18 protein-coding genes are annotated in these 22,099 nt (G+C 69.3%); 15 read left to right on the top strand and 3 right to left on the bottom strand.

All coding sequences use genetic code 11. The features are described from left to right. Positions 1-54 precede the first annotated feature (54 nt). The 4 genes from queG to ACXN5S_RS03470 all read left to right on the top strand — a co-directional run bounded on the left by queG (position 55) and on the right by ACXN5S_RS03470 (position 3,741). Positions 55-1,098, top strand: a complete 1,044-nt coding sequence (gene queG / locus ACXN5S_RS03485) for a tRNA epoxyqueuosine(34) reductase QueG (protein WP_458603993.1) — start codon at positions 55-57, stop codon at positions 1,096-1,098. 18 nt (positions 1,099-1,116) lie between these two features. Next, entirely contained in the window at positions 1,117-2,295 is a 1,179-nt protein-coding gene (locus tag ACXN5S_RS03480; RefSeq protein WP_458603992.1) for a PQQ-dependent sugar dehydrogenase, read from the top strand. Between the two features lie 258 nt (positions 2,296-2,553). Further along, positions 2,554-3,483 (top strand): DMT family transporter, encoded by a 930-nt coding sequence (locus ACXN5S_RS03475; protein WP_458603991.1) that lies wholly within the window; start codon positions 2,554-2,556, stop codon positions 3,481-3,483. A gap of 87 nt (positions 3,484-3,570) precedes the next feature. Beyond that, a complete protein-coding gene (locus tag ACXN5S_RS03470) occupies positions 3,571-3,741 on the top strand; it encodes a YegP family protein (protein ID WP_458603990.1) in 171 nt (56 codons plus the stop codon). Positions 3,742-3,780: 39 nt separating this feature from the next. Here ACXN5S_RS03470 and ACXN5S_RS03465 read toward each other — a convergent pair whose 3' ends face one another. After that, entirely contained in the window at positions 3,781-4,650 is an 870-nt protein-coding gene (locus ACXN5S_RS03465; RefSeq protein WP_458603989.1) for a branched-chain amino acid aminotransferase, read from the bottom strand. Positions 4,651-4,801: 151 nt separating this feature from the next. Here ACXN5S_RS03465 and ACXN5S_RS03460 point away from each other — a divergent pair, with 151 nt between their 5' ends. Then, on the top strand, positions 4,802-5,299 hold the full coding sequence (locus ACXN5S_RS03460) for a MarR family winged helix-turn-helix transcriptional regulator (RefSeq protein ID WP_458603988.1): 498 nt from the start codon (positions 4,802-4,804) through the stop codon (positions 5,297-5,299). Then, a complete protein-coding gene (locus tag ACXN5S_RS03455) occupies positions 5,296-5,994 on the top strand; it encodes a response regulator (RefSeq protein ID WP_458603987.1) in 699 nt (232 codons plus the stop codon). The genes ACXN5S_RS03460 and ACXN5S_RS03455 overlap by 4 nt, the downstream gene beginning before the upstream one ends. 9 nt (positions 5,995-6,003) lie before the next feature. Here the strand turns inward: ACXN5S_RS03455 and ACXN5S_RS03450 are convergent, their stop codons facing one another. Beyond that, positions 6,004-8,589, bottom strand: coding sequence for a TIGR02302 family protein (locus tag ACXN5S_RS03450; RefSeq protein WP_458603986.1), 2,586 nt, complete (start codon positions 8,587-8,589; stop codon positions 6,004-6,006). Between the two features lie 72 nt (positions 8,590-8,661). Further along, complete coding sequence (lysA, locus tag ACXN5S_RS03445; RefSeq protein WP_458603985.1) at positions 8,662-9,927, bottom strand: diaminopimelate decarboxylase; 1,266 nt, start codon at positions 9,925-9,927, stop codon at positions 8,662-8,664. A gap of 97 nt (positions 9,928-10,024) precedes the next feature. Between lysA and ACXN5S_RS03440 the strand changes: the two genes are divergently transcribed. The 9 genes from ACXN5S_RS03440 to ACXN5S_RS03400 all read left to right on the top strand — a co-directional run bounded on the left by ACXN5S_RS03440 (position 10,025) and on the right by ACXN5S_RS03400 (position 22,071). Further along, positions 10,025-10,861: a uracil-DNA glycosylase gene (locus ACXN5S_RS03440; RefSeq protein WP_458603984.1), complete on the top strand. Its 837-nt coding sequence runs from the start codon at positions 10,025-10,027 to the stop codon at positions 10,859-10,861. Then, complete coding sequence (locus ACXN5S_RS03435; RefSeq protein WP_458603983.1) at positions 10,858-11,442, top strand: metallophosphoesterase family protein; 585 nt, start codon at positions 10,858-10,860, stop codon at positions 11,440-11,442. The genes ACXN5S_RS03440 and ACXN5S_RS03435 overlap by 4 nt, the downstream gene beginning before the upstream one ends. A 1-nt stretch (position 11,443) precedes the next feature. Beyond that, positions 11,444-12,055: a LysE family translocator gene (locus ACXN5S_RS03430; protein WP_458603982.1), complete on the top strand. Its 612-nt coding sequence runs from the start codon at positions 11,444-11,446 to the stop codon at positions 12,053-12,055. Then, positions 12,052-12,624 carry a molybdenum cofactor biosynthesis protein B gene (moaB, locus tag ACXN5S_RS03425; protein ID WP_458603981.1) on the top strand — a complete coding sequence of 191 codons (573 nt, stop codon included), beginning with the start codon at positions 12,052-12,054 and terminating at the stop codon, positions 12,622-12,624. Before ACXN5S_RS03430 ends, moaB begins: the two co-directional genes overlap by 4 nt. 103 nt (positions 12,625-12,727) lie before the next feature. After that, entirely contained in the window at positions 12,728-14,266 is a 1,539-nt protein-coding gene (locus tag ACXN5S_RS03420; RefSeq protein WP_458603980.1) for an efflux RND transporter periplasmic adaptor subunit, read from the top strand. A gap of 39 nt (positions 14,267-14,305) precedes the next feature. Continuing rightward, positions 14,306-17,647, top strand: coding sequence for an efflux RND transporter permease subunit (locus ACXN5S_RS03415; protein WP_458603979.1), 3,342 nt, complete (start codon positions 14,306-14,308; stop codon positions 17,645-17,647). Positions 17,648-17,792: 145 nt separating this feature from the next. Next, entirely contained in the window at positions 17,793-19,787 is a 1,995-nt protein-coding gene (locus tag ACXN5S_RS03410) for an acyltransferase family protein (RefSeq protein WP_458603978.1), read from the top strand. Beyond that, complete coding sequence (locus ACXN5S_RS03405; protein ID WP_458603977.1) at positions 19,787-21,331, top strand: GMC oxidoreductase; 1,545 nt, start codon at positions 19,787-19,789, stop codon at positions 21,329-21,331. Before ACXN5S_RS03410 ends, ACXN5S_RS03405 begins: the two co-directional genes overlap by 1 nt. Further along, the gene (locus ACXN5S_RS03400) at positions 21,328-22,071 is read left to right on the top strand and encodes an SDR family oxidoreductase (protein WP_458603976.1); all 744 of its coding nucleotides are present in this window, start codon (positions 21,328-21,330) and stop codon (positions 22,069-22,071) included. The genes ACXN5S_RS03405 and ACXN5S_RS03400 overlap by 4 nt, the downstream gene beginning before the upstream one ends. Positions 22,072-22,099: the final 28 nt, after the last annotated feature.

Genomic DNA, 22,099 nt, shown 5'->3' with positions numbered 1-22,099 from the left:
CTTGAACCAATGGCGCCACCAATGGCAACCCCCGAGGTATTTCTGGCCAGATGAATGGGGGGCGGAGTGAAGGAGGCCCTGCGGCAGTTCGCGACGGAAGCCGGGTTTTCCTCGATGGGGATCTGCCGGCCCGATGCCATTCCGCAGGCGAAGGAGCGGCTTGGCGCCTTTCTAGGCGAGGGGCGGCAGGGGCAGATGAGCTGGCTGGAGGAGCGCGCGCATTGGCGCGGTGACCCGGCGGCGCTCTGGCCTGAGGCCCGCAGCGTGGTGATGCTGGCGGAGGTCTACCAGCCGGAGGATTCGCTGGCGCTGCTGGGGGAGCGCGAACGGGGGATCGTCGCCGGCTACGCGCGCGGCAAGGATTACCACGACATCGTCAAGAAGCGGCTCAAGCGCGTTGGGCGCTGGCTGCTGGAGCAGGCGCCCGAGGGCGAGGAGATCAAGGTCTTCGTCGATACCGCGCCGGTGATGGAGAAGCCGCTGGCCGAGGCGGCGGGGCTGGGATGGCAGGGCAAGCATACGAACCTGCTTTCCCGCGAACTGGGCAACTGGTTCTTCCTCGGTGCCATCTTCACGACGCTGGAGCTGGAGCCCGATGCGCCGGAGGGCGAGCATTGCGGCTCCTGCACCGCCTGCCTCGACATCTGCCCGACCAACGCCTTCCCCGCGCCCTTCCAGCTCGATGCGCGGCGCTGCATCTCTTACCTCACCATCGAGCACCATGGGGCGGTGCCGGAGGAATTCCGCCCCGCGCTCGGCAACCGCATCTTCGGCTGCGACGATTGCCTCGCCATCTGCCCCTGGAACAAGTTCGCCGCTCAGGCGCGCGAGACCCGCTATGCCGGAGAGGCGGCGCCGCCGCTGGCCGAGCTGGCGGCGATGGACGAGCCCGCCTTCCGCGAGCGCTTCAAGGGCACGCCACTGCGGCGGCTGGGGCACGCCCGCCTGATGCGCAACGTGCTCTACGCTATCGGCAATTCCGGCGCGCCGCATCTGGCAGAGGCGGCGCGCCCGCATCTGAACAGCGAGGAGCCGGCGGTGCGCGATGCCGCCGACTGGGCGCTCTCACGGCTTGGTGACATGGGCGAGAGCGGCTGATGGCCTAGCTTCATCCCCATGAAGCATCATTTGTTCCCCGCCCTGCTCGCCGGAATGTCGCTGTCGCTGCCTGCCTGCGCGCAGGTCGAACAGGGCTCCGCCAATGCCGATTTCAGCCCCGCCTTCGAGAACCAGACCCGCGCCCCGGCGCTGCCTGCCACCGAGGTGAGCGTCGAGACCTTCGCCACCGGCCTTTCGCACCCCTGGGGCATCTCGCCCCTGCCCGAGGGCGGCTGGCTGGTGACGGAACGGCCCGGGCGCCTGCGGGTGCTCGGCGCCGATGGCAGCCTGTCGGAGCCGATCAGCGGGCTGCCGGCGGTGGACGCCCGCCGCCAGGGCGGCCTGCTCGACGTGGCCGTGGGACCCGACTTCGCGTCCGACCGGCGCATCTACTGGACCTTCGCCAAGGCCGTGCCCTCGGGCACTGTCACAGCCGCCGCGCGCGGGGTGCTGAGCGAGGACCGGACGGAGGTGAGCCAGGTCGAGGAGATCTTCATGCAATCTCCCCCCTCGTCCAACGCGGCCCATTACGGCAGCCGCATCGTCTTCGACGGGCCGTATCTGTACCTGACCACCGGTGAGCATTTCTCGCTCGAAGACCGGCAGCGCGCGCAGGAGCTGGGGGCCAGCTACGGCAAGGTCATCCGGCTGACGCATGACGGCCGCGTGCCGCAGGACAACCCGTACACCGGCACCCAGAACGCCCTCGGCGTAATCTGGACGCTCGGCCATCGCAACGTGCAGGGCGCCGATCTCGATGCCTCGGGCCAGCTCTGGACGATCGAGCACGGGCCGGCGGGCGGTGACGAGCTGAACCGCATCGAGCCAGGCACCAACTACGGCTGGCCGGTGGTGAGCTACGGGGTGAACTACAACGGCGCGCCCGTCGGTTCTGGCGAGCCGCGGGCCGAGGGCTTTGAAGAGCCGGTCTATTACTGGGACCCGGTCATCGCCCCCTCCGGCATGAGCTTTTACGATGGCAGCTTCGCGGAATGGCAGGGCGACCTGCTGATCGGCTCGCTCACGCCCGGCGGCGTCGTGCGGCTGCGAATCGAGGATGGCCGGGTCACCGGCGAAGAGCGCATCCGGCAGGATCTGGGGCGCATCCGCGACGTCGAAATCGCCCCGGATGGCAGCGTTCTGCTGCTGGTGGACGAAAATAACGGATCTGTGCTGCGAGTGACGCCGGGAACTTAACACCCTCGCCGCGCACTTGTGTCATGCTGCTGTCAAAGGGAGGCCTTCCATGATCGACCGAATCCTCACGCAAGTCTTCGATTTCCTCGCTGGCCTCACCGGGCCCCGTGCCGAGCCGGTGCCCGTTCGCGTCGATCGCCGCCGCGAACGCTGAGGCAGGCTTTACCTCGCCGCCACCGCCACTAGGGTCGCCCCACCACTGGGGCGAGACCCCGGGGTGCCGGCATGCCAGCGGGCGCCCTTCACAGGGGCCATCCCATGCAACCGCTGCGCGGCATACTTCTCAAGCTCCTCTCAGTCGCGCTCTTCACCGGCATGGCGACTCTCATCAAGGCCACCTCCGGTGACGTGCCGCCCGGTGAGGCGGTGTTCTTCCGATCCTTCTTTGCCATTCCGGTGATCATCGGCTGGCTCGCCATGCGAGGCGAGCTCCATCTTGGCGTGCGCACGTCGCAGCCCTTGGGCCATGTCTGGCGCGGGTTTGTCGGCACCTCGGCCATGGGCCTGAACTTCACCGCGCTCGGCCTGTTGGCGCTGCCCGAGGCGACGGCCATCGGCTATGCCACTCCGCTGCTCGTGGTGGTGCTGGCGATACCGCTGCTGGGCGAGAAGGTGGGCGTCTTCCGCCTGGCCACGGTCGCAATCGGGATGTGCGGCGTGCTCATCGTGCTGGCACCGAACCTGTCACTCGGCGCCGGCGGCATCAGCGGGGCCGAGCGGCTTGGCGCCACGGTTGCCGTGGGCGGGGCCTTCTGCGCGGCGCTGGCACAGATCCAGGTGCGCCGGCTGGTGCAGATAGAGCGGACGGCGACCATCGTGTTCTGGTTCTCTGTCACCGCTTCGGCGCTGTCGTTTCTGACCATCTTCTGGGGTTGGCGCCTGCCCAGCCCGGGCGCGGCGGCGCTGCTGATCCTGAGCGGCCTGCTGGGCGGCTTCGGGCAGATCGCGCTGACCTCGTCCTACCGCCACGCCGACGCCTCGCTGATCGCGCCGTTCGACTATGCCTCGATGGTGCTGGCGCTGATCATCGGCTACGCGATCTTCTCCGAAGTGCCGACCCTGACAGTGCTGGCCGGCGCGGCGCTGATCATGCTGGCCGGCGTCGTGGTGATCCTGCGCGAGCGTCACCTAGGCCTGCAGCGCGACAAAGAGCGGCGGGCTTCGCGGACGGGCGGGGTGGGAACCTAGGCGAGATCGGCCGGGGCCAAAAAGGCTCGACCGACCTGAGATCCATGTTAGCCTTGGCCCGCATTAGAAATTATCGGGAGGTGCCGTATGGCCTACAAGATTTACAAGGATAAGGGCGGCGAGTGGCGCTGGCACTACAAGTCGGGCAACGGCAACATCATCGCCGATAGCGGCGAAGGCTATGTGAACAAAGCCGATTGCGAGCGCGGCATCGAGATCATGAAGAACTCTTCCGGCGACGCCGTCGAAGAAGAGTGAGAGAGCGGGCGCCCGGCAATGCTCGGGCGCCCAACGCTTTTAGCTGCGCACCATCGTCTCGTAGGCTTCCGAGATGTCGCGCGTGAGCTGACCGACCTCGAAATTGTAGTCGCCGATCTGGCCCACGGGGGTCACTTCCGCCGCGGTGCCGGTGAGCCAGCATTGCTCGAAGCCTTCCAGCTCTTCGGGCATGATGTGCCGCTCGTTCACGGTGATGCCGCGCTCTTTCAGCATGCCGATGACCGTCTGACGGGTCAGGCCGTTGAGGAAGCAATCGGGCAGCGGCGTATGCACTTCGCCATCCTTGACGAAGAAGATGTTGGCGCCGGTCGCCTCGGCCACGTACCCGCGATAGTCGAACATCATGGCATCCGAGCAGCCCTTCGCCTCGGCGGCATGCTTCGACATGGTGCAGATCATGTAGAGGCCGGCGGCCTTGGCATGGCTGGGGATGGTCTCGGGGCTCGGGCGCTTCCATTTCGAGATGTCGAGCTTGGCGCCCTTCATCTTGGCATCGCCGTAGTAATTGCCCCATTCCCAGCCGGCGACAGCCATGCGCACCGGGTTGCGGGCGGCACTGACGCCCATGTCGGGGCCGGCGCCACGCCAGGCGACGGCGCGCACATAGGCATCCGTCCAGCCATTCGCTTCGAGCATGGCGTATTTGGCCGCCTCGATCTCTTCGATCGAATAGGGGATCTCGAAATCGAGCATCTCGGCAGACGCCTTGAGGCGCTTGGAGTGATCCACGCCGCGGAAGATCTTGCCGTTGTAGCAGCGCTCGCCCTCGAACACCGAGGAGGCGTAGTGCAGCGCGTGGGTCAGGATATGGACGTTGGCGTCCCGCCATTCGACAAGTTTGCCGTCCATCCAGATCTTGCCGTCGCGATCGTCATAGGCCCCTGACATGGCGCCCTCCTCCATTCTTTGCACTTGTTTCACAACCAGGTCCGGACCGGACATAAAGTTGCGCATTTTCCGCGACTCGGATATCGGTCACGTCTTGGAATGTCAACAAGGCTGACGTATTCTGTGATCAGTGAAATATGGGGGAGGAGTCATGGCCGAGGGCGCTGGCGGGCAATCGCTGCTGTTCCTGACCGACGATCAGCTGCGCAAGGGCATCGAAGCGATGTTCTTCGCCTATCGCGGCTTCACCGCTGACCCCGACCGTATCCTTGCCGAGAAATCCTACGGCCGTGCGCATCATCGCGCCATCCATTTCATCCACCGCTCGCCGGGCACTACAGTGAACAACCTGCTGGCGACCCTTGGCGTGACCAAGCAATCGCTCAACCGGGTGCTGCGCAGCCTCATCGAGGACGGGCTGGTCGAAAGCCGCGTGGGCCGCAGCGACAAACGCGAGCGGCATCTGTACCTCACCTCCGAGGGCCAGGCGCTGGAGCGCGAGCTGTCCGACTCGCAGCGAGAGCGGATGCGCGCCGCCTATCGCACGGCGGGGCCAGAGGCGGTGGCCGGCTTCCGGCAGGTGCTGGAGGCGATGATGGATGAAGACCAGCGCCGTCAGTACGAGCGCCTGAGCGGGCCGCGCACATGAGCGACGCCGCCCATCTGCTGCTTGTCGACGATGACGAGCGTATCCGCCAGCTGCTGCAGAAATTCCTCATGCGGCACGGCTTTCTCGTGACCACCGCACGCGAGGCGGCCCATGCGCGCCGGCTGCTGAGCGGGCTCGATTTCGACCTCATCATTCTCGACGTGATGATGCCGGGCGAGGATGGCATCAGCCTGTGCAAATCGCTGCGCGCCGAGCTGCCCACCCCCATCCTGCTGCTCACCGCCAAGGCGGAGACGGGCGACCGCATCAGCGGGCTCGAGGCGGGGGCGGACGATTACCTCGGCAAGCCCTTCGAGCCGAAGGAGCTGCTGCTGCGCATCAATGCCATCCTGCGCCGCGCCCCCTCGGCCGAGGCGGCGCCGGTGCGGCCCAAGGTGCTGCAACTCGGCCCGGTGCGCTACGATACCGAGCGCGGCGAGATGTGGGAGGGCGAGCGCCCGGTGCGGCTGACGGCGACCGAGAGCCATCTGATGCGCATCTTCTCCGCCCGCCCGGGAGAGACGCTGACACGCGGGCATCTGGTGGAGGAGCTCAGCCGCGCCGGCGGGCAGGCCCAGGAGCGCGCCGTCGATGTGCAGATCACGCGCCTGCGCCGCAAGATCGAGGCCGATCCGCGCCAGCCGCGCTATCTGCAAACGGTGCGCGGCGCGGGCTACATGCTGGCGCCCGACTGAGCCGCTGGCTCAGAACCGCTCAAGCAGCCGGCGCAGGTAGTCGAGCTCGATCTTCGGGCGCTCGCGCTCGGAAGAGCGGCGGCGGATCTCGTCCATCAGCTCGTCGGCGCGTTCCGTGAGGGTCTGGCTGCCGAGCAGGTTCTCTTCAGAGCCGAGCTGGCCGGCCTCGCCCATCTCGCGGCCCAGAGGGTCGCGGCGGAGGGGGGCGGCCTGGCCCGTGGTCTGGCCCTCCTGCTGGCCTTGCCCCGGCTCTTGCTGCTGCTGGTTCTGCGCCAGCGCCTCGCCAAGATTGCGCATCCCGTCGCGCAGCGCGTTCATCGCCTCGGCCTGCCGGTCAATGGCCTCGGCCAGATCGCCCTCGCGCAGCGCCTGCTCGGCGCCATCCATCGCCTCTTCGGCGCGGTCGAGCGCGCCGCGGGCGGCATCGGCCTGCTCGCCGCCCATATAGGGCATGTTCTGCCGCTGGCGGTTCAGCTCGTCGCGCAGCGCCTGCTGGCGCTCGGCGAGCGACTGGCCGCCGCCTTGCTGCTGGTCGCCCTCCTGGCCCTCGCCGCCCTGACCGTTCTCGCCCTGCTGACCGTTCTGCTGGCTGTTGTTGTCGCCGGGGCTCATGCCCTGCCCGCTCTGGCCGGGTTCGCCCGGCTGGCTCTGCTGGCCCTGTTGGCCCTGCTGGCCGAACTGCTCCTGCAGCTCCTGGAAGCTCTCGTCGCTGAGGCCCTGCTGTTCGCGGAGCGTCTCGGACAGGTCTTCCATGCTCTGCTGGCCGGGCGTGTTCATGCCCTGGCCGCCTTCGGCCTGCTGCATCTGCATGTTGTCCATGAGCTGGTTCAGCTCTTCCATCAGCTCGGCGGCCTCGGCCATGCGGCCCTCTTCCATGAGCTGCTGGATCTGGTCCATCAGGGCGTCGATCTCGTCCTGAGTGATCCGCTGCATCTGCTGCTGGGCGCTCTGCGGCTGATCGGCGCCGTTTTCCATCGGCTCGGCATTCTGGGCGAGCATCTGCATGTAATCGTCGGTCGCCTGGCGGAGCTCGTTCATCAGCTCCTGGATCTCTTCCTCGCTGGCGCCGTTGCGCATGGCCTCGGCCAGCCGGTCGCGGGCGCGCTCCAGCCGCTGGCGGGCATCGGCGAGGGTGCCGTCTTCCAGCTGCACGGCCAGCTCCCAAAGGGCGGCGGCGACCTCGTCCTGCTCTTCGACGGTCAGGGGGCCGCCATCCTCAAGATAGCTGCCCAGGCGGCGGAGCGTGAAGGACAGGCGCAGATAGCTGATCTCGTTGGGGAAGAACCCGTCGGGCTCATAGGCGACGGTGCGCAGAAGCTGCAGCACCCGGCGGCCATTGTCGCGGCTCCACAGCAGGTCGCGGCGTTGCTCGGCGACGGCGCGAGCGATGGGCTGGAAGAAGCGGCGACCGGGCAGGACCATCTGCACAGGCTCGGTGGCGCCGGTCTGGCCGGCGGCATCTTCGACCTGCAGGGTCAGCGTTACGGGCAGGTTGGCCCAGGGGTGCTGCGAGAAATCGTCGACGAGCCGCTCGGCGAAGTCTTCGCGGCTGCCGGTGAACGGCATCGGCAGGTCGACGGTGATCGGCTCGCGCGCATCTGGCTCGGCCGCGAGCCCGTGGTGGCGGTCGACGGCCTCTGCATTGAGCGCAATTGTTGCCGAGCCGCCGGTCACGCCGTAATCGTCGGCCGCGCGGAAGGGCTGGGCCATCTCGCCCGTGCCCTCGACCTGCAGCGGCCCGTCGAGCCGCACTTCTGGCGGGTCGTCGGCCAGCACGCGCACGTCCCAATTGGCCCCCTCGGCGCCCTCGATGCGCAACGTGCCGTCTTGCTTGACGGTGAAGCTCTGCTGCGCGTCGGCGGCGGAGGGCACATCGCCGATGCGCCCTGACACCGTCTCCAGCACCGCCAGCTCGCCGACGTCGCCGTAGAGGCGCAGCGTGATGGTGGAGCCCTCGGGCACGCTCAGCGCGCCCGGTGGAATGTCGGCGAGGTAGAGCGAGGGGCGCCCGGTATAGGCCGGCGGCTCGACCCAGCCCTCCCAGGCGGGGCCGGAGGCAAGTGTGGCGCCGGTGCCCGGGCCGGTGGTGCCCGGCAGGGCGACGCGGAAGAGCGAGCCGAAGAGCAGCGCCGTGATGAGCAGCAGCGCCACGATGTATCGCAGCCCGTAGCGGTCGCGGCTGGCGAGGCGCAGGTCGGGCTCCACCGCCTTGGCGCGCGAGGCGGCCTCGGCCATGCGGCGCTGGTGCGCCTGCCACACCGCCTCGGACGCCGCATCGCCCGAGCCGACGGCCTGCGCATCGGCCAGCGTGGCAATGGGCCGGCCCGGCAAGCGGGCGTCGACGCGGGCCAGCGCTTCGGCATGGCTGGGCAAGGTGAAGCGGCGGATACCGAAGGCGAGGGTGATGAGAAGCGCGGCGCCAAAGGCGAGGCCGGCGAACCAGTAGAGCTCCACCGCCGCGCCCTGCAGCCAGCCCGTAGCCAGCACGGCCAGGGCCAGCCCGGCGGCGATCCAGAACGGCCAGAAGGCCCGGCACGCGCGCTCGGCAACCATACCCGCGCGCGTCAGCGTCACGGGCCAGGAAATATCCGGCAAGGGGGTGGGCGCGCGGCCCTCGGGCTGTGTCAGCGGTCCGCCTCTCGCGTCTTTCGGCTTCAATCTATGCGCTCAAAGCCATGTCGGAAGGCTATCGCGCGAAATCATCTCTTCATAGGTCGGGCGTCGGCGGATAACCGCGAATTGATCCCCTTTGACGAGCACTTCCGGCACCAGGGGCCGGCCATTGTACTCGCTCGCCATCACCGCGCCGTAAGCGCCGGCCGAGCGGAAGGCGACCAGATCGCCCTCGCCGACGGGTGCCATGTCGCGCGCCCGGGCAAAGGTATCGCCCGTCTCGCAGACAGGCCCGACGATATCGAACCGGCGCGGCTCGACGCCTGCCTCCGGCTCTTCCACCGGCACGATATCGTGCCAGGCTTCGTACATGGCGGGGCGGATGAGATCGTTCATCGCCGCATCGAGGATGAGGAAGTCGCGGCCCTCGCCCTCTTTCAGCCAGATCACCTTGCTCACGAGGATGCCGGCGTTGCCCGCGATCAGGCGCCCCGGCTCGATCTCGATCTCGCAGCCGAGATGGCCGAGCGTGCGCTGCACCATCTGCCCGTATTCCACCGGCAGGGGCGGCGCGGAGTTGGACCGCTCGTAGGGGATGCCGAGACCGCCGCCCAGATCGAGACGCGTTATGGCGTGGCCATCGGCGCGCAGCTGCTCGGTCAGCTCGGCGACCTTGGCGAAGGCGGCCTCGAACGGGGCAAGCTCGGTGAGCTGGCTGCCGATGTGCACGTCGATGCCGACGACCTGCAGTCCGGGCATCGTCGCCGCCTCGGCATAGGCGGCGCGGGCCTTGGCGATGGGTATGCCGAACTTGTTCTCGCTCTTGCCCGTGGCGATCTTGGCATGGGTCCTGGCATCGACATCGGGGTTCACCCGCAGCGTCACCGGCGCGCGCAGCCCCATGCCATGCGCCACCTCGCTGAGTGCGCGCATCTCTGGCTCGCTTTCGACGTTGAACTGGCGGATGCCGCCTTCCAGCGCCGTCGCCATCTCATCGCGCGTCTTGCCGACGCCGGAGAAGACGATGCGCTCGCCGGGGATGCCGGCGGCCTTGGCCTTGAGGTACTCGCCGATCGAGACGACATCGACGCCGGCGCCCATGTCGCCCAGCAGCTTCAGCACCGCGAGGTTGCCCAGCGCCTTCATGGCGAAGCACACCAGATGCGGCCCCTCGCCCAGCGCCTCGTCGAACAGGCGATAGTGCCTCTCCAGCGTCGCGGCGGAGTAGATGTAGACCGGCGTGCCGACAGCGGCGGCAATCTCCGCCACCGGCACATCTTCGGCGTAGAGCGCGCCGCCGCGATAGAGAAAGTGATCCATGCCGCGCTCATAGCAGAGCGGGCGCCGTCTTCAATGTCGCAGCGTGGGCGCGCGGGGCGCATTTCAACTCCGCCGCCGCCGGGTTAACCTGCCGTCGATGGACAGGATTTCGCCCGACTCGCTGAGCTACGATGCCGCGCTCGCCGCGCTGGCCTGGCAGGTGGAGCTCGGCGCCGACGAGGCCATCGGCGAGGCCCCCGTCAACCGCTTCGACCTGCCTGCCGCCAGCCCGAAAGTCGCGCCCGAAGCGGCCCCGAAGCCGGCAGAGCGGGGCGAGCGCGCGGCCGAGGCCATCGCCCATGCCCCGCCTGAGAGTGCAGCGCCCGTCGATGCCGTGGAAGAGGCGCAAAAGGCCGCCGCCGCCGCGCAAAGCCTGCCAGAGCTGGCCGCCGCGATGGAGGCCTTCGAGCATTGCGCGCTCAAGCCCGCCGCCCGCAGCTTCGTCTTCGCCGATGGCAACCCGGCGGCGCGGGTGATGATCGTGGGCGAGGCGCCGGGCCGCGAGGAAGACCAGCAGGGCAAGCCCTTCGTCGGCCGTGCCGGCAAGCTGCTAGACCGGATGCTCGCCGCCATACGCCTGTCGCGTAGCAGCGCAGAGGCTGAGAGCGCCGTCTATATCACCAACGTTCTGCCATGGCGCCCGCCCGCCAACCGCACGCCGCAGCCGGCGGAGATCGCCATGCACCTGCCGTTCCTTGAGCGGCACATCGCGCTGGCTGACCCGGAGCTGCTGATCCTGATGGGCAACACGCCCTGCCAGGCGCTGATGGGCCGCGCCGGCATCACCCGGCTGCGCGGCCAGTGGTCTCGCGTGCTGGAGCGGCCGGCCTTGCCGATGTTCCACCCGGCCTACCTGTTGAGAAACCCCGCCGCCAAGCGGGACGCCTGGGCCGATCTGCTCGATCTGGCCGCCAAGCTGGAGAAGACAACATGAAAGTTCTTGCCGCCTCCGATCTGCATGGCGATCTCGCCGCCGCCCGCGCCATCGTCGAGGCCGCGCCGAAGGCCGATCTCGTGCTCATCGCCGGCGATCTGGCGCATGCCGAAGACGGGCTCGGCCCGATCATGGAGGTGCTGGCGCCGCTTGGCGACAAGGCGCTGCTGGTGCCCGGCAATGCCGAAACGCTCGACGACCTGCGGGCCGCCACATCTCTGACGGTGCTGCACGGGGAAGAGATCGAGCGTGCCGGCCTCATCGTGGTGGGCCTCGGCGGCGCCGTGCCGCCGCTCGGCCTGGCCGGCTCGTGGGATGTCAGCGAGGCCGAGGCGGAGCAGCTTCTCGCCCCCTACGACACCTGCGATATCCTTCTCACCCATGCCCCGCCCAAGGGCGTGGCCGACAGCCCGAGCGCGGGCGGTCATGTGGGGTCAGACGCCCTGCACGAAGCGGTCGAGCGGATGCAGCCGGGGCTGATGGCCTTCGGGCATGTGCATGATTGCTGGGGGCAGGAGGGCACCATCGGCACCTCGCTCTGCCGCAACCTCGGGCCGGGGCTCTACTGGACAGACCTGTGACATGCTCGACCCGCTTGTCCTTCTCGCCTTTCTGCCCGCCGCGCTGGCGCTGAACCTCACCCCCGGGGCCGACATGATGCTGTGCATCGCCCAGGGGCTGCGGGCCGGCCCGCGTGCGGCGGCGGCGGCCTCGGCCGGTGTCTCCCTCGGCGCCATGGTGCATGTCACCCTGGCGGGGCTGGGCCTCGGCGCCGCGATGGCGGCGCTGCCGGGGCTCTTCACCGCGATCCGCTGGCTGGGCGCGGCCTATCTGCTGTTCCTGGCCTGGCGGATGCTGCGCGCTCCGGCAGAGGCGGCGGATGCGCCGCCCGTGCGCCCCTCGCGCGCCTTTCGCGACGGGCTGGTTACCAACCTGTCGAACCCCAAGGTGATCCTCTTCATCCTTGCCTTCCTGCCGCAATTCACCTCGCCCGAGCGGGGGCCGCTCCTGCCGCAATTCCTGGCGCTCGGCGCCGTCATCGCGGCGGGCGGCTTTGTCATCAACGCTGCCGCCGGGGCTCTGGCCGGCCGGCTGGGGGCGCTGGGGCGCGGCGCGCATTGGCTGCGCTGGATCTCCGCCTCGATCTTCGCCGCACTCGCACTGCGGCTCGTGCTGCAAAGGACAACGCCATGAGCGACGACAACCCCACCCCCCAAGCCCCGGCAGCCCCCGAAGAGCGTGCCTTCATCCCGCTCAACATCGCGATCCTCACCGTCTCTGACACCCGCACGCTGGACGACGACCGTTCGGGCGACATCCTGCAGGCGCGCGTTGAGGAGGCGGGCCACCACCTCGCCGACCGGGTGCTGGTACCCGATGAGCGCGAGCGCCTGATCGAGCGGCTGGAGCGCTGGGTTCACTCGCCGAGCGTCGATGTCATCATCTCCACCGGCGGCACCGGGCTGACCGGCCGCGACGTGACGGTTGAGGCCCATCGCGCCGTCTATGAAAAGGAGATCGACGCCTTCGGCACGCTCTTCACCATGCTCTCCTACGAGAAGATCGGCACCTCCTGCGTGCAGTCGCGGGCCTGCGGCGGGGTGGCGAACGGCACCTATCTCTTCGCCCTGCCCGGCTCGCCCAGCGCCTGCAAGGACGGCTGGGACGGCATCCTGAAGGCCCAGCTCGACTACCGGCACATGCCTTGCAACTTCGTCGAGATCCTGCCGCGCCTCTCCGAGCATCTGCGCCGAAAGAAATAGTCGCACTACGCGACGGATCGTCCCTCACCTGGCGTTGAAGACCGTGGCGGTAGACAAGCCGGACGGTTCATGGGCTTGATTTGTCAGGCAAAGAGGATGTGACATGCGATTCGTCGCCCGTGCCTTCATTGGCATTTTCCTGATGGCACTCACCGTCGTCCTGCTGGTGCAGGCGGGGCTGGTGCTGTGGGGCGCGGTCGATGAGCGCATGAATGCCGAGCCGCGCAGCTTTCCCCAACGCGAACGCGTGGTTGCGGCGAATGTCGTGCAGATCGAGGGGCAGACGATCCGCCCGGTGCTGGAGGTCTACGGCGAACTCCGCTCGCGCCGCACGCTGGCGCTGCGCCCCAATGCCGCCGGCACGATCACCTGGGTGGCCGAGGATTTCGCCGATGGAGGCCAGGTGCAGGAGGGCGATCTGCTGCTGCGGCTCGAGCCGGTGGAGGCCGAAGCAGCGCTGGCCCGTGCCCGCGCCGATCTCGCCGATGCCGAGGCCGAGGTGCGCGACGCCGAGCGGGCGCTGACGCTGGCCGCGGATGAGCTGACTTCGGCGCAGGAGCAGGCCGATCTGCGCCGCGCCGCTCTGGAGCGGCAAAGCGGCCTCGTCGACCGGGGCATCGTCACCCAGACCGATCTTGAAACGGCGGAGCTTGCCGCCTCAAACGCCGAGGCCACTGTGCTGACCCGCCGCGAGTCGCTCGCGCAGGCCGAGGCGCGGGTGGACAGCGCGCAAAACGCCGTCGCCCGCACGCAGCTGACCGTCAACGAGGCCGAGCGCGCGTTGGCCGACACCGAATTCGCCGCACCCTTCACCGGCACGCTGGCCAGCGTCACCGTGGGCCAGGGCTCGCGCATCTCGGCCAACGAGCAGGTGGCAGAGCTGATCGACCCGACGGCGCTGGAGGCGGCCTTCCGCGTCTCGGCCGCGCAATATGCCAACCTTCTCAATGAGCAGGGCGAGCTGATCGAAGCGCCGGTGACGGTTACGCTGGACGTCTCCGGCCTCTCGCTCTCGGCCGAGGGCCGCATCACCCGCGAGAGTGCGGGCGGCGAGGGCCAGTCGGGCCGGCTCATCTATGCCGAGATCGAGGCCGCACATGGCCTGCGCCCCGGCGATTTCGTCACCGTCGAGATCGCCGAGCCCGAGCAAACCAACATCGCCCGCCTGCCCGCGCCGGCCATCGCCGCCGACGGCACCCTGCTGGCGCTGGGTGAGGGCAACCGGCTGGAAGAGGTGCAGGTCGAGCTGCTGCGCCGTCAGGGCAACAGCGTGCTGATCCGCGCGCCCGAGCTGGAGGGCCGCTATGTCGTGCGCGAGCGCTCGCCGCTGATCGGCGCAGGGCTGCTGGTGCGCCCGCTGCTGGATGACGGCACCGAGCTGGTTACCGATGCCACCCCCGCCGCGGCGCCCGAGGGCGCCTTCGCGGGCGGCCAGCCGCCCGCCTCGCCCGCCGCCCAGCCTGCCGCCGACAGCGGAGAGATGATCGCGCTCGACGAGACCCGCCGCGCCCGGCTGATCGCCTATGTCGACGAAAGCGATACGATGCCGGCCGATGCCAAAAGCCGCATCCGCGAGACGCTCACCCAGCCGGAAGTGCCGGCGGATATGGTCGCCCGGCTCGAAAGCCGGATGGGAAGCTGATGGGCTGCCCCGCCGCCCTCGCCGCCCGGAGGCCAGGCGATGTTTAGTTACTTCACCCGCCACAGAACCGCCGCCAATCTGGTGATGGTGCTGATGATCGCGGCCGGCATCATCGCCTTTCCGCGCATGCGGGCGCAGTTCTTCCCTGATGTCATCATCGATTCCATTTCCGTCTCGGTCTCGTGGTCGGGCGCGGGGGCCGAGGATGTCGATGGCGCCATCGTGCAGGCGCTCGAACCCGCTTTGCGCGGCGTCAGTGGTGTCACCGGCTCTGACGCGCGTTCGTCGGAGGGGCGGGCCTTCATCCGCCTCAGCTTCGAGCCGGGCGCCGACATGGACAATGCCGAGAAGGAGGTTCAGGAGGCCGTCGATTCCATCAACATGCCCGATGGTGCGGGCGACCCGCGCGTCAGCCGCGGCGGCTGGGCAGAACGGGTCACCTCGGCCATCCTGACGGGCCCAATCGGCACGGCGCCGCTGGCCGAATTCGCCGATGAATACGTCTCGCGCCTCTTCGAGGCCGGCGTCACGCAAACCTCGATCTCCGGCATCGCGGCACCGTCGATCCTGGTCGAGGTGCCCTCGCTCAGCCTGATCCGCTACGATCTCGGCATGTCTGAAATCTCGCAGGCCATCGCCCGCGAGGTCAGTGCCGACCCGGCGGGCGATGCCGGCGCCCAGCGCCTGCGCACCGGCGAGGCGCGGCGCAGCGCCGCCGAGATCGCCGCCATCGTGCTGGAGCAGAACCCCGACGGCACCACGCTGACGATAGGCGATGTCGCCAATGTGCAGACGCTCGCCATCGACCGCGAGCGCGCGCTCTTCGTGGGCGACAACCCGGCGATGCAGATCGACATTTCGCGCAGCGCCGAGGGCGATGCCATCGCCATCGAGGAAGCCGCCCGCGAAGTGGCGCGCGAGATGGTCGCCACCCTGCCCGCCGGCACCTCCATCGACCTCGTCAATTCGACGGCGAAGGAGATCACCGCCCGCCTGTCGCTGCTGCTCGACAATGGCGCCATGGGGCTGGGGCTGGTCGTGCTGCTGCTGTTCCTGTTCCTCAACTCGCGCACGGCGCTCTGGGTGGCGCTCGGCCTCCCCGTCTCGATGTGCGCCGCCATCGCGGTGATGTATGCCTTCGGGCTGACGCTCAACATCATGTCGCTCTTCGCGCTCATCATCACGCTCGGCATCGTCGTGGATGACGCCATCGTTGTGGGCGAGCATGCCGACTTCCGCGCCACGCGCCTGGGCGAGCCACCGAAGGTGGCGGCGGAGAATGCGGCGCGGCGCATGGTGCTGCCGGTCTTCTCGGCTACACTGACGACGATCATTGCCTTCTATGGGCTGGTGCTCATCGGCGGGCGCTTCGGCGATCTGATCTCGGATATTCCTTTCACCGTCATCGCCGTGCTGACGGCGAGCCTGATCGAGTGCTTCATCATCCTGCCGAACCACCTCGCCCACGGTCTGGCGAGTGCGGGGCAATCGCATTGGTACGACTGGCCGAGCCGGCAGGTCGACAAGGGCATGCGCTGGGTCACCGAGCGACTGTTCCGCCCGCTGGTGCGCCTGGTGATCGTCGCCCGCTACCCCGTTGTGGCGCTGGCGCTGCTGCTGCTCGCCTGGCAGGGCGCGATGCTGATCCGCGGCGATGTGCAATGGCGCTTCTTCTCGTCGCCGGAGCAGGGCACCGTCGGCGGAAATTTCGCCATGCTGCCGGGCGCCACGCGCGAGGACAGCCTCGACCAGATGCACGAGATGCAGCGCGCCGCCGAGGAGGTGGGCGCACAATACGAGGCCGATTACGGCATCAACCCGATCAACTATGTGATCGCGCAGATCGGCGGCAACAACGGCCGCCCGCTGCAGGGCGCCGACGACAAGGAAAGCTATCAGCTCGGCGCAATTACCATCGAGCTGATCGATGCCGACGCCCGGCCCTTCTCATCCGGCCAGTTCGTCACCGATCTGCAGGCCGCCACGCAAACGCTGCCGATGGCCGAGACGGTGAGCTTCCGCTCCTGGGGCACCGGGCCGGGGGGCGATGCGATTGATGTCGAGCTGTCGGGCGGCACGCCGGAGATCCTGAAATCCGCCGCCGAGGCGCTGAAGGCCGAACTGGGGCAATTCCCCGAGGTCTCGGGGCCGGAGGACAGCCTCGCCTATGACAAGGAAGAGCTGATCCTGTCGCTGACGGCGCAGGGACGCGCCCTCGGCTTTACCATCGACCAGCTCGGCTCCACCCTGCGTGACCGGCTCGGTGGCATCGAGGCGGCGAGCTTCCCGGACGGGCCGCGCAGCGCCACCATCCGCGTCGCCCTGCCGGATGACGAGCTGACCGCCGATTTCCTCGACCGCACCATGATGCGCGCCGCCGACGGCACCTATCTGCCGCTGGCCGACATCGTGACGGTCACGCAGCGCAACGGCTTTTCCTCTGTCCGCCGCATCAACGGCACGATGCTGATCTCTGTCACCGCGGGGCTCGACGATGAAGACGCCGACCGCGCGGCCGAGATCATGAGCCAGATCGAGGGCGATATCCTGCCCCGGCTGGAAGAGCGCTACCACGTCAGCACTGATATGGGCGGCCTCAGTGAGCAGGAGGCCGAGTTCCTGAACGGCGCAAGGTTCGGCACGATGTTCTGCCTGCTGGCGATCTATCTGGTGCTGGCGTGGATCTTCTCGTCCTGGGCGCGGCCGCTGATCGTGATGGCCATCATCCCCTTCGGCCTGATCGGCGCCATCTTCGGGCATGACCAATGGGGCATTCCGCTGTCGATGTTCTCGCTGGTGGGGCTGCTTGGGATGATCGGCATCATCATCAACGATTCCATCGTGCTGGTAACGACGATTGACGAATATTCCGAAAAGCGCGGCCTTCTGCCCGCCATCGTCGACGGGGTGGGCGACCGCTTGCGCCCGGTGTTCCTGACTACCGCGACCACGGTGCTCGGCCTGGCGCCGCTGCTCTACGAAGGCTCGGTGCAGGCGGAGTTCCTGAAGCCCACCGTGATCACGCTGGTCTACGGCCTGGCCTTCGGCACGCTGCTCGTGCTGCTGGTCGTGCCCGCGCTTCTGGCGATCCAGGCCGATGTGAACCGGCTCGTTGCCTCGGCCCGCAAGGCGCTGCGGGCGCCCGCGCGCGGCGTGCAGGTGCCAACGCTGCTGGCCGCGATGCTGGCGCTGGCGCTCTTCGCGCTTGTCGTGCTGCCCGAGTTCTGGCCCGCCGCCCCCTGGGCCCTGTTGCCCGAGGGCGGGCTGCTCAAAGCGCTCGGGCTCTACGCCGCCCTGCTCGCGGGCGGGCTCATGCTGCTCTACGCCGCCACATGGGCGGTGCTGTCGCGGCGGCACCGCCGCCTGACACCGGCGGAATAGGGCTGGAGCTTTCTCGCAAAGCGCGGCTCAAAAACGTCGCATGTCGGCGGATTTTCGCGTATCTTTCGCCACAATCCCCACGTAGCGATGGGGAAAGGGCAGAGACATAGACGCGCAGGCCTATACCACAGGCACCGGACCCCGGTTGACCTACCGCCCCGCCATCGACGGATTGCGGGCGCTCGCGGTGACGTCTGTCGTGCTTTACCACTTCGGCCTCGGCCCCTTCAGTGGCGGCTTTTCGGGGGTGGACGTCTTCTTCGTCATCTCCGGCTTCCTCATCGGCGGGCTGCTCCTGAAGGAGCTGGAAGAGACGGGCCGTGTTCGCCTGGGCCGCTTCTACCTGCGCCGTATCCGCCGCCTCGCACCCGCCTTCCTGCTGGTCGCTCTCGTCACATCCGTGGCGGCGCTGGTGATCCTGCTGCCCTATGAACTGCGGGACTACGGCAAGTCGCTGATCGCGGCCTCGGCCTGGTTCTCGAACATCCAGTTCTGGCGCGAGAGCGGCTATTTCGACGCGGCGGCGGAATCGAAGCCGCTGCTGCACACCTGGTCGCTGTCGGTGGAGGAACAGTTCTACCTCGTCCTGCCCGTCACGCTGCTGGCCCTCTACCTTGTGCGCCGCGCCCTCATACCGGTGCTGGTGCTGCTCTGGGCCGCCTCGCTGGCCGCCTGCCTTTGGGTCACGCCTGAGGCGCAAGATACCGCCTTCTACCTCTTCCCCTTCCGCGCGTGGGAGCTGCTGACCGGCGTGCTGCTCGCCCGGGCGCTGCTGCACCGCGAGGCGCCGAGCCAACCGCTCGCCGCCTTCGCCGGGCTGGCGCTGGTCGTGGCCGGCGCTTTCCTGCTGCGGCCCGAGGGCTTTCCCGGCTGGCAGGCGCTGGTGCCGGTGGCCGGGGCGGCCCTGATCCTGTGGCAATCGGGGCAGCGCGGGCCGGTGACATGGCTGCTGGCACTGCCGCCGCTGCGCTTTGTCGGCCGCATCTCTTACTCGCTCTACCTCTGGCACTGGCCTGTGCTGGCGCTCTCGCTCTACTGGCGCGGCAGCTATGCCGGCCCGCTGGAGGCTCTGGTCTGGCTGGCGCTGGCCGTGGCGCTCGCCACCCTCTCCTGGGCCTATGTGGAGGAGCCATTGCGGCACGGGCGCCTCGGCCTGCGCCCGCCCGTCCTCGTGGGCGCCACCGGCGGTGCGTTGGCGATGACGATGCTGGCCGGGCTGGTCTTCTGGCAGAGCGACGGCCTGCCCCGGCGCTTCGGGCCCGAGGCGCGCGGTTACATCGCCGCCGCCGGGGGTTTTCTGCAGGATTGGAGCCGCTGCTCGGTAGCCGAAAGCGGGCCGCTGGCGGGCGTGGAAAGCTGCGCCATCGGCCCGGACGGCCCGCCCGAGGTGCTGATCTACGGCGACTCGCATCTGCGCGCCCTGATGGACGGGCTGGGCCTCGCGGCGACGGAAAGCGGCACGCCCGGCCTGATCGTCTGGCACGCCGGCTGCCCGCCGCTCTTTGGCCTCGCCAAGACCGAAAGCGCCGTCACCCCCGCCGAAGATGCCGCCTGCCTGCGCGCCACCGAGACGATGCGCGCCGCCCTGCCCGCCCTGGCGGAGGACGGCGTGCGGCGCATCCTGCTGGTCGGCCGCTGGACCTACTACGCTGACGGCGGCGGCATCGGCATCGACGAGGAGAACCACATCGCCCTGCGCCCCGCCCCCGGCTCGCCTTTGCCCGAGGGGCCGCAGGCCGAGCTCTACGCCGGCGCCTGGGCGCTGACGGTGCAGGAGATCGCGCAGAGCATCCCCGAGATCTTCGTGCTCCGCCAAGTGCCCGAGATCCCCGATTTCGACAGCCGCGAGCTGGCCCGCCTCGTCGCGCACCGCCAGATCGACCCGGCGGCACTCGCCCAACGCTCCGTCGCGCCCAGCGAGCAGCTGGCGGGCCGGGTGCGCCCGGCGGAAGAGCCCATCTGGGCGCTGGCCAATAGCGGCGCGATCCATGTGATCGACCCCTGGCCGGCACTCTGCCCCGAGGTTTGCTCGGCGCAGATCCACGGCGTGCCGGTCTATCACGACAACAACCACCTCACCAATCGCGGCGCCATGGCGCTGCGCGGGCTGTTCCTGCCCTTCCTCAGCGGAGAGGGCTGATGCCGGAGGCGGCGACGTTCGACGTGATCGTCATCGGCACCGGCATGGGCGGCGGCACCGCCGGGCGCGCGCTGGCCGAGGCCGGGCTGCGGGTGCTCTTCCTCGAAAAGGGCCGTGCGGGGCAGCGGGCCGAGGAGAACGGCACCGAGATCGGCCCTGCCGATGCCTTCGCGCGCAGCCTGCACGGGCTCTGGCCCGAGCCGGCGGTGCTGGCCCTCGACGGGGCAGAGCAGCGCAGAGACCCGGTGATCGGCAGCACTGTCGGCGGCTCGTCCGTTTTCTACGCTGCCACGCTGGAGCGGCCGGAGCGGCACGATCTGGAAAGCACGCCCGCCATGCCACACCCCACCGGCGGCTGGCCCGTGGGGTGGGACGAGATGCGGCCCTGGTTCGACAAGGCCGAGCAGCTCTACGAAGTGCGCGGCGCGCCCGACCCACTGGGGCAGGAGCCGCAGCCTGCCCTGCTGCCCCCCGCCCCGCTGGGCCGCGGCGACGAGGCCATCCTGCAGGCCCTGCGCCGTGCCGGGCGGCACCCTTACCAACTGCACAGCGCCATCCGCAGCGTCGAGGGTTGCCTCGGCTGCGTCGGGCGCAAATGCCCCCGCGACTGCAAGCGCGACGGCCGCTCCGCCGGGGTCGAACCGGCGCTCGCCACAGGGCGGGCGGAGCTGTGGGACGAGGCAGAGGTGCTGCGCCTGACCGGCGACGGGCAGCGGATCACCGGCGTGACCGTCCGGCGGGGCGGCGAGGTGACGGAGCTGACTGCACCGCATGTCGTGCTGGCGGCGGGGGCGCTGAACTCCCCCCGCCTGCTCGCCGCCTCGGCCAGCGAGGCCTGGCCGGAGGGCAGCGGCAACCATTCCGGCCTCGCCGGGCGGGGCCTCATGTTCCATTTCAACGAGCTCTTCGCCCTCTTTCCTGGCCGCGCAGCCCGGGGCACCGGCGCCGCCAAGGCCGTGGGCCTGCGCGATTTCTACGCGCATCAGGGCCACCGGCTTGGCATGGTGCAGGCGCTGGGGGTGGAGGCCGATTTTGGCGCCGTGCTCTATGCCATCCGCGAAGGCCTGTCGCGCCACGCCGCCGGCCGCTCTCGCCTGGCGCAGGAGGCCGCGCGCCTGCCCGCGGCCCTGGCCATGCGGCTGCTCGGCAGCGCGAAGATCTTCGTCGGCCTGCTGGAGGATCTGCCCTATGACCACAACCGCGTGCTCACCGGGCCGGACGGCGCCATGCGCATCGAATACCGCATCGCCGATGAGCTTCTGGAGCGGCGCCGCATGCTCCGCCGCCAGATCCGCCGCATCGGGCGGCCGGTCATCATGCTGACGAACAGCTTCGAGCCGAACCTCGGCCATCCCTGTGGCACGCTGCGCTTCGGCGCCGACCCGGCCCGCTCGGTCCTCGCGCCCGACGGGCGGGTGCATGGGGTGGAGAACCTCTGGGTCGCCGATTCCAGCTTCATGCCCAGCTCGATGGGGGTGAACCCCTCGCTCACCATCGCCGCTCATGCCCTGCGCGTGGCGGCCAAGATCGCGGAGCGCCCGTGATCGCCGTCGTCACAGGTGCCGGCAGCGGGCTCGGGCGGGCACTCTCGGTCGAGCTGACTCGCAAAGGCCTACGCGTCGCCGGCATTGGCCGCCGGGCAGAGGCGCTGGAGGAGACGGCGGCGCTCGCCGGCCCAGGCTTCATCGCCGCCCCGGCGGATGTGGCCGACCCCGCCAGCCTCACCGAAGCCTTCGCTCGCATCCGCGCGGAGGGCCCCGTGTCGATCCTCATCAACAACGCCGCCATCTACCCCCGTGGCGACTTCATCGAGGAGAGCGCCGAGGATTTCGCCCGCGTCATCGCCATCAACCTCACCGGCTATGCCGCCGCCGCCAAGGAGGCGCTGCGCGACATGGTGGCGGCGGGCGAGGGGCGCATCCTCAACGTCTCCAGCTATGCTGGCATGGCGCCCCTGCCAGGCAGCGGCGCCTATTCCGTCAGCAAGGAGGCCGGGCGCGCCCTGACCCGCGCCATGATCGCCGATCTCGGCGCCCGCTTCCCCCGCATCGTCATCAACGACTGGATGCCGGGCGCGCTGAACACCGGCATGGGCATCCCCGATGGCCTCAGCCCTGAGGTCTCTGCCGCCTGGGGCGCCAAGCTGGCGCTCTGGTCAGACCCGAGCCTGGCCGGCACCACCTGGGAGATGGACCACGAGGTGCCGCCGCCGCAGAGCCTGAAGCGCCGCATCGCCGCTCGGCTGGGCCTGGCGGAGCGAGCGACGGCGCGGCGGCTGGCATGAGCCTGCGCACGCCCTTGCGCCGGGCGAG

The organism is Pseudoroseicyclus sp. H15 (assembly GCF_054353345.1).
Note: the sequence above shows the minus strand (reverse complement) of the source record. Positions and strands in the feature narration are given on the sequence as shown.

What these genes read in the sequence shown, in the direction of transcription:
- queG (WP_458603993.1), top strand. Translation starts at nt 55, where the DNA reads ATGGGGGGCGGAGTGAAGGAGGCCCTGCGGCAGTTCGCGACGGAAGCC.
- ACXN5S_RS03480 (WP_458603992.1), top strand. Translation starts at nt 1,117, where the DNA reads ATGAAGCATCATTTGTTCCCCGCCCTGCTCGCCGGAATGTCGCTGTCG.
- ACXN5S_RS03475 (WP_458603991.1), top strand. Translation starts at nt 2,554, where the DNA reads ATGCAACCGCTGCGCGGCATACTTCTCAAGCTCCTCTCAGTCGCGCTC.
- ACXN5S_RS03470 (WP_458603990.1), top strand. Translation starts at nt 3,571, where the DNA reads ATGGCCTACAAGATTTACAAGGATAAGGGCGGCGAGTGGCGCTGGCAC.
- ACXN5S_RS03465 (WP_458603989.1), bottom strand. Translation starts at nt 4,650, where the DNA reads ATGTCAGGGGCCTATGACGATCGCGACGGCAAGATCTGGATGGACGGC.
- ACXN5S_RS03460 (WP_458603988.1), top strand. Translation starts at nt 4,802, where the DNA reads ATGGCCGAGGGCGCTGGCGGGCAATCGCTGCTGTTCCTGACCGACGAT.
- ACXN5S_RS03455 (WP_458603987.1), top strand. Translation starts at nt 5,296, where the DNA reads ATGAGCGACGCCGCCCATCTGCTGCTTGTCGACGATGACGAGCGTATC.
- lysA (WP_458603985.1), bottom strand. Translation starts at nt 9,927, where the DNA reads ATGGATCACTTTCTCTATCGCGGCGGCGCGCTCTACGCCGAAGATGTG.
- ACXN5S_RS03440 (WP_458603984.1), top strand. Translation starts at nt 10,025, where the DNA reads ATGGACAGGATTTCGCCCGACTCGCTGAGCTACGATGCCGCGCTCGCC.
- ACXN5S_RS03435 (WP_458603983.1), top strand. Translation starts at nt 10,858, where the DNA reads ATGAAAGTTCTTGCCGCCTCCGATCTGCATGGCGATCTCGCCGCCGCC.
- ACXN5S_RS03430 (WP_458603982.1), top strand. Translation starts at nt 11,444, where the DNA reads ATGCTCGACCCGCTTGTCCTTCTCGCCTTTCTGCCCGCCGCGCTGGCG.
- moaB (WP_458603981.1), top strand. Translation starts at nt 12,052, where the DNA reads ATGAGCGACGACAACCCCACCCCCCAAGCCCCGGCAGCCCCCGAAGAG.
- ACXN5S_RS03420 (WP_458603980.1), top strand. Translation starts at nt 12,728, where the DNA reads ATGCGATTCGTCGCCCGTGCCTTCATTGGCATTTTCCTGATGGCACTC.
- ACXN5S_RS03415 (WP_458603979.1), top strand. Translation starts at nt 14,306, where the DNA reads ATGTTTAGTTACTTCACCCGCCACAGAACCGCCGCCAATCTGGTGATG.
- ACXN5S_RS03405 (WP_458603977.1), top strand. Translation starts at nt 19,787, where the DNA reads ATGCCGGAGGCGGCGACGTTCGACGTGATCGTCATCGGCACCGGCATG.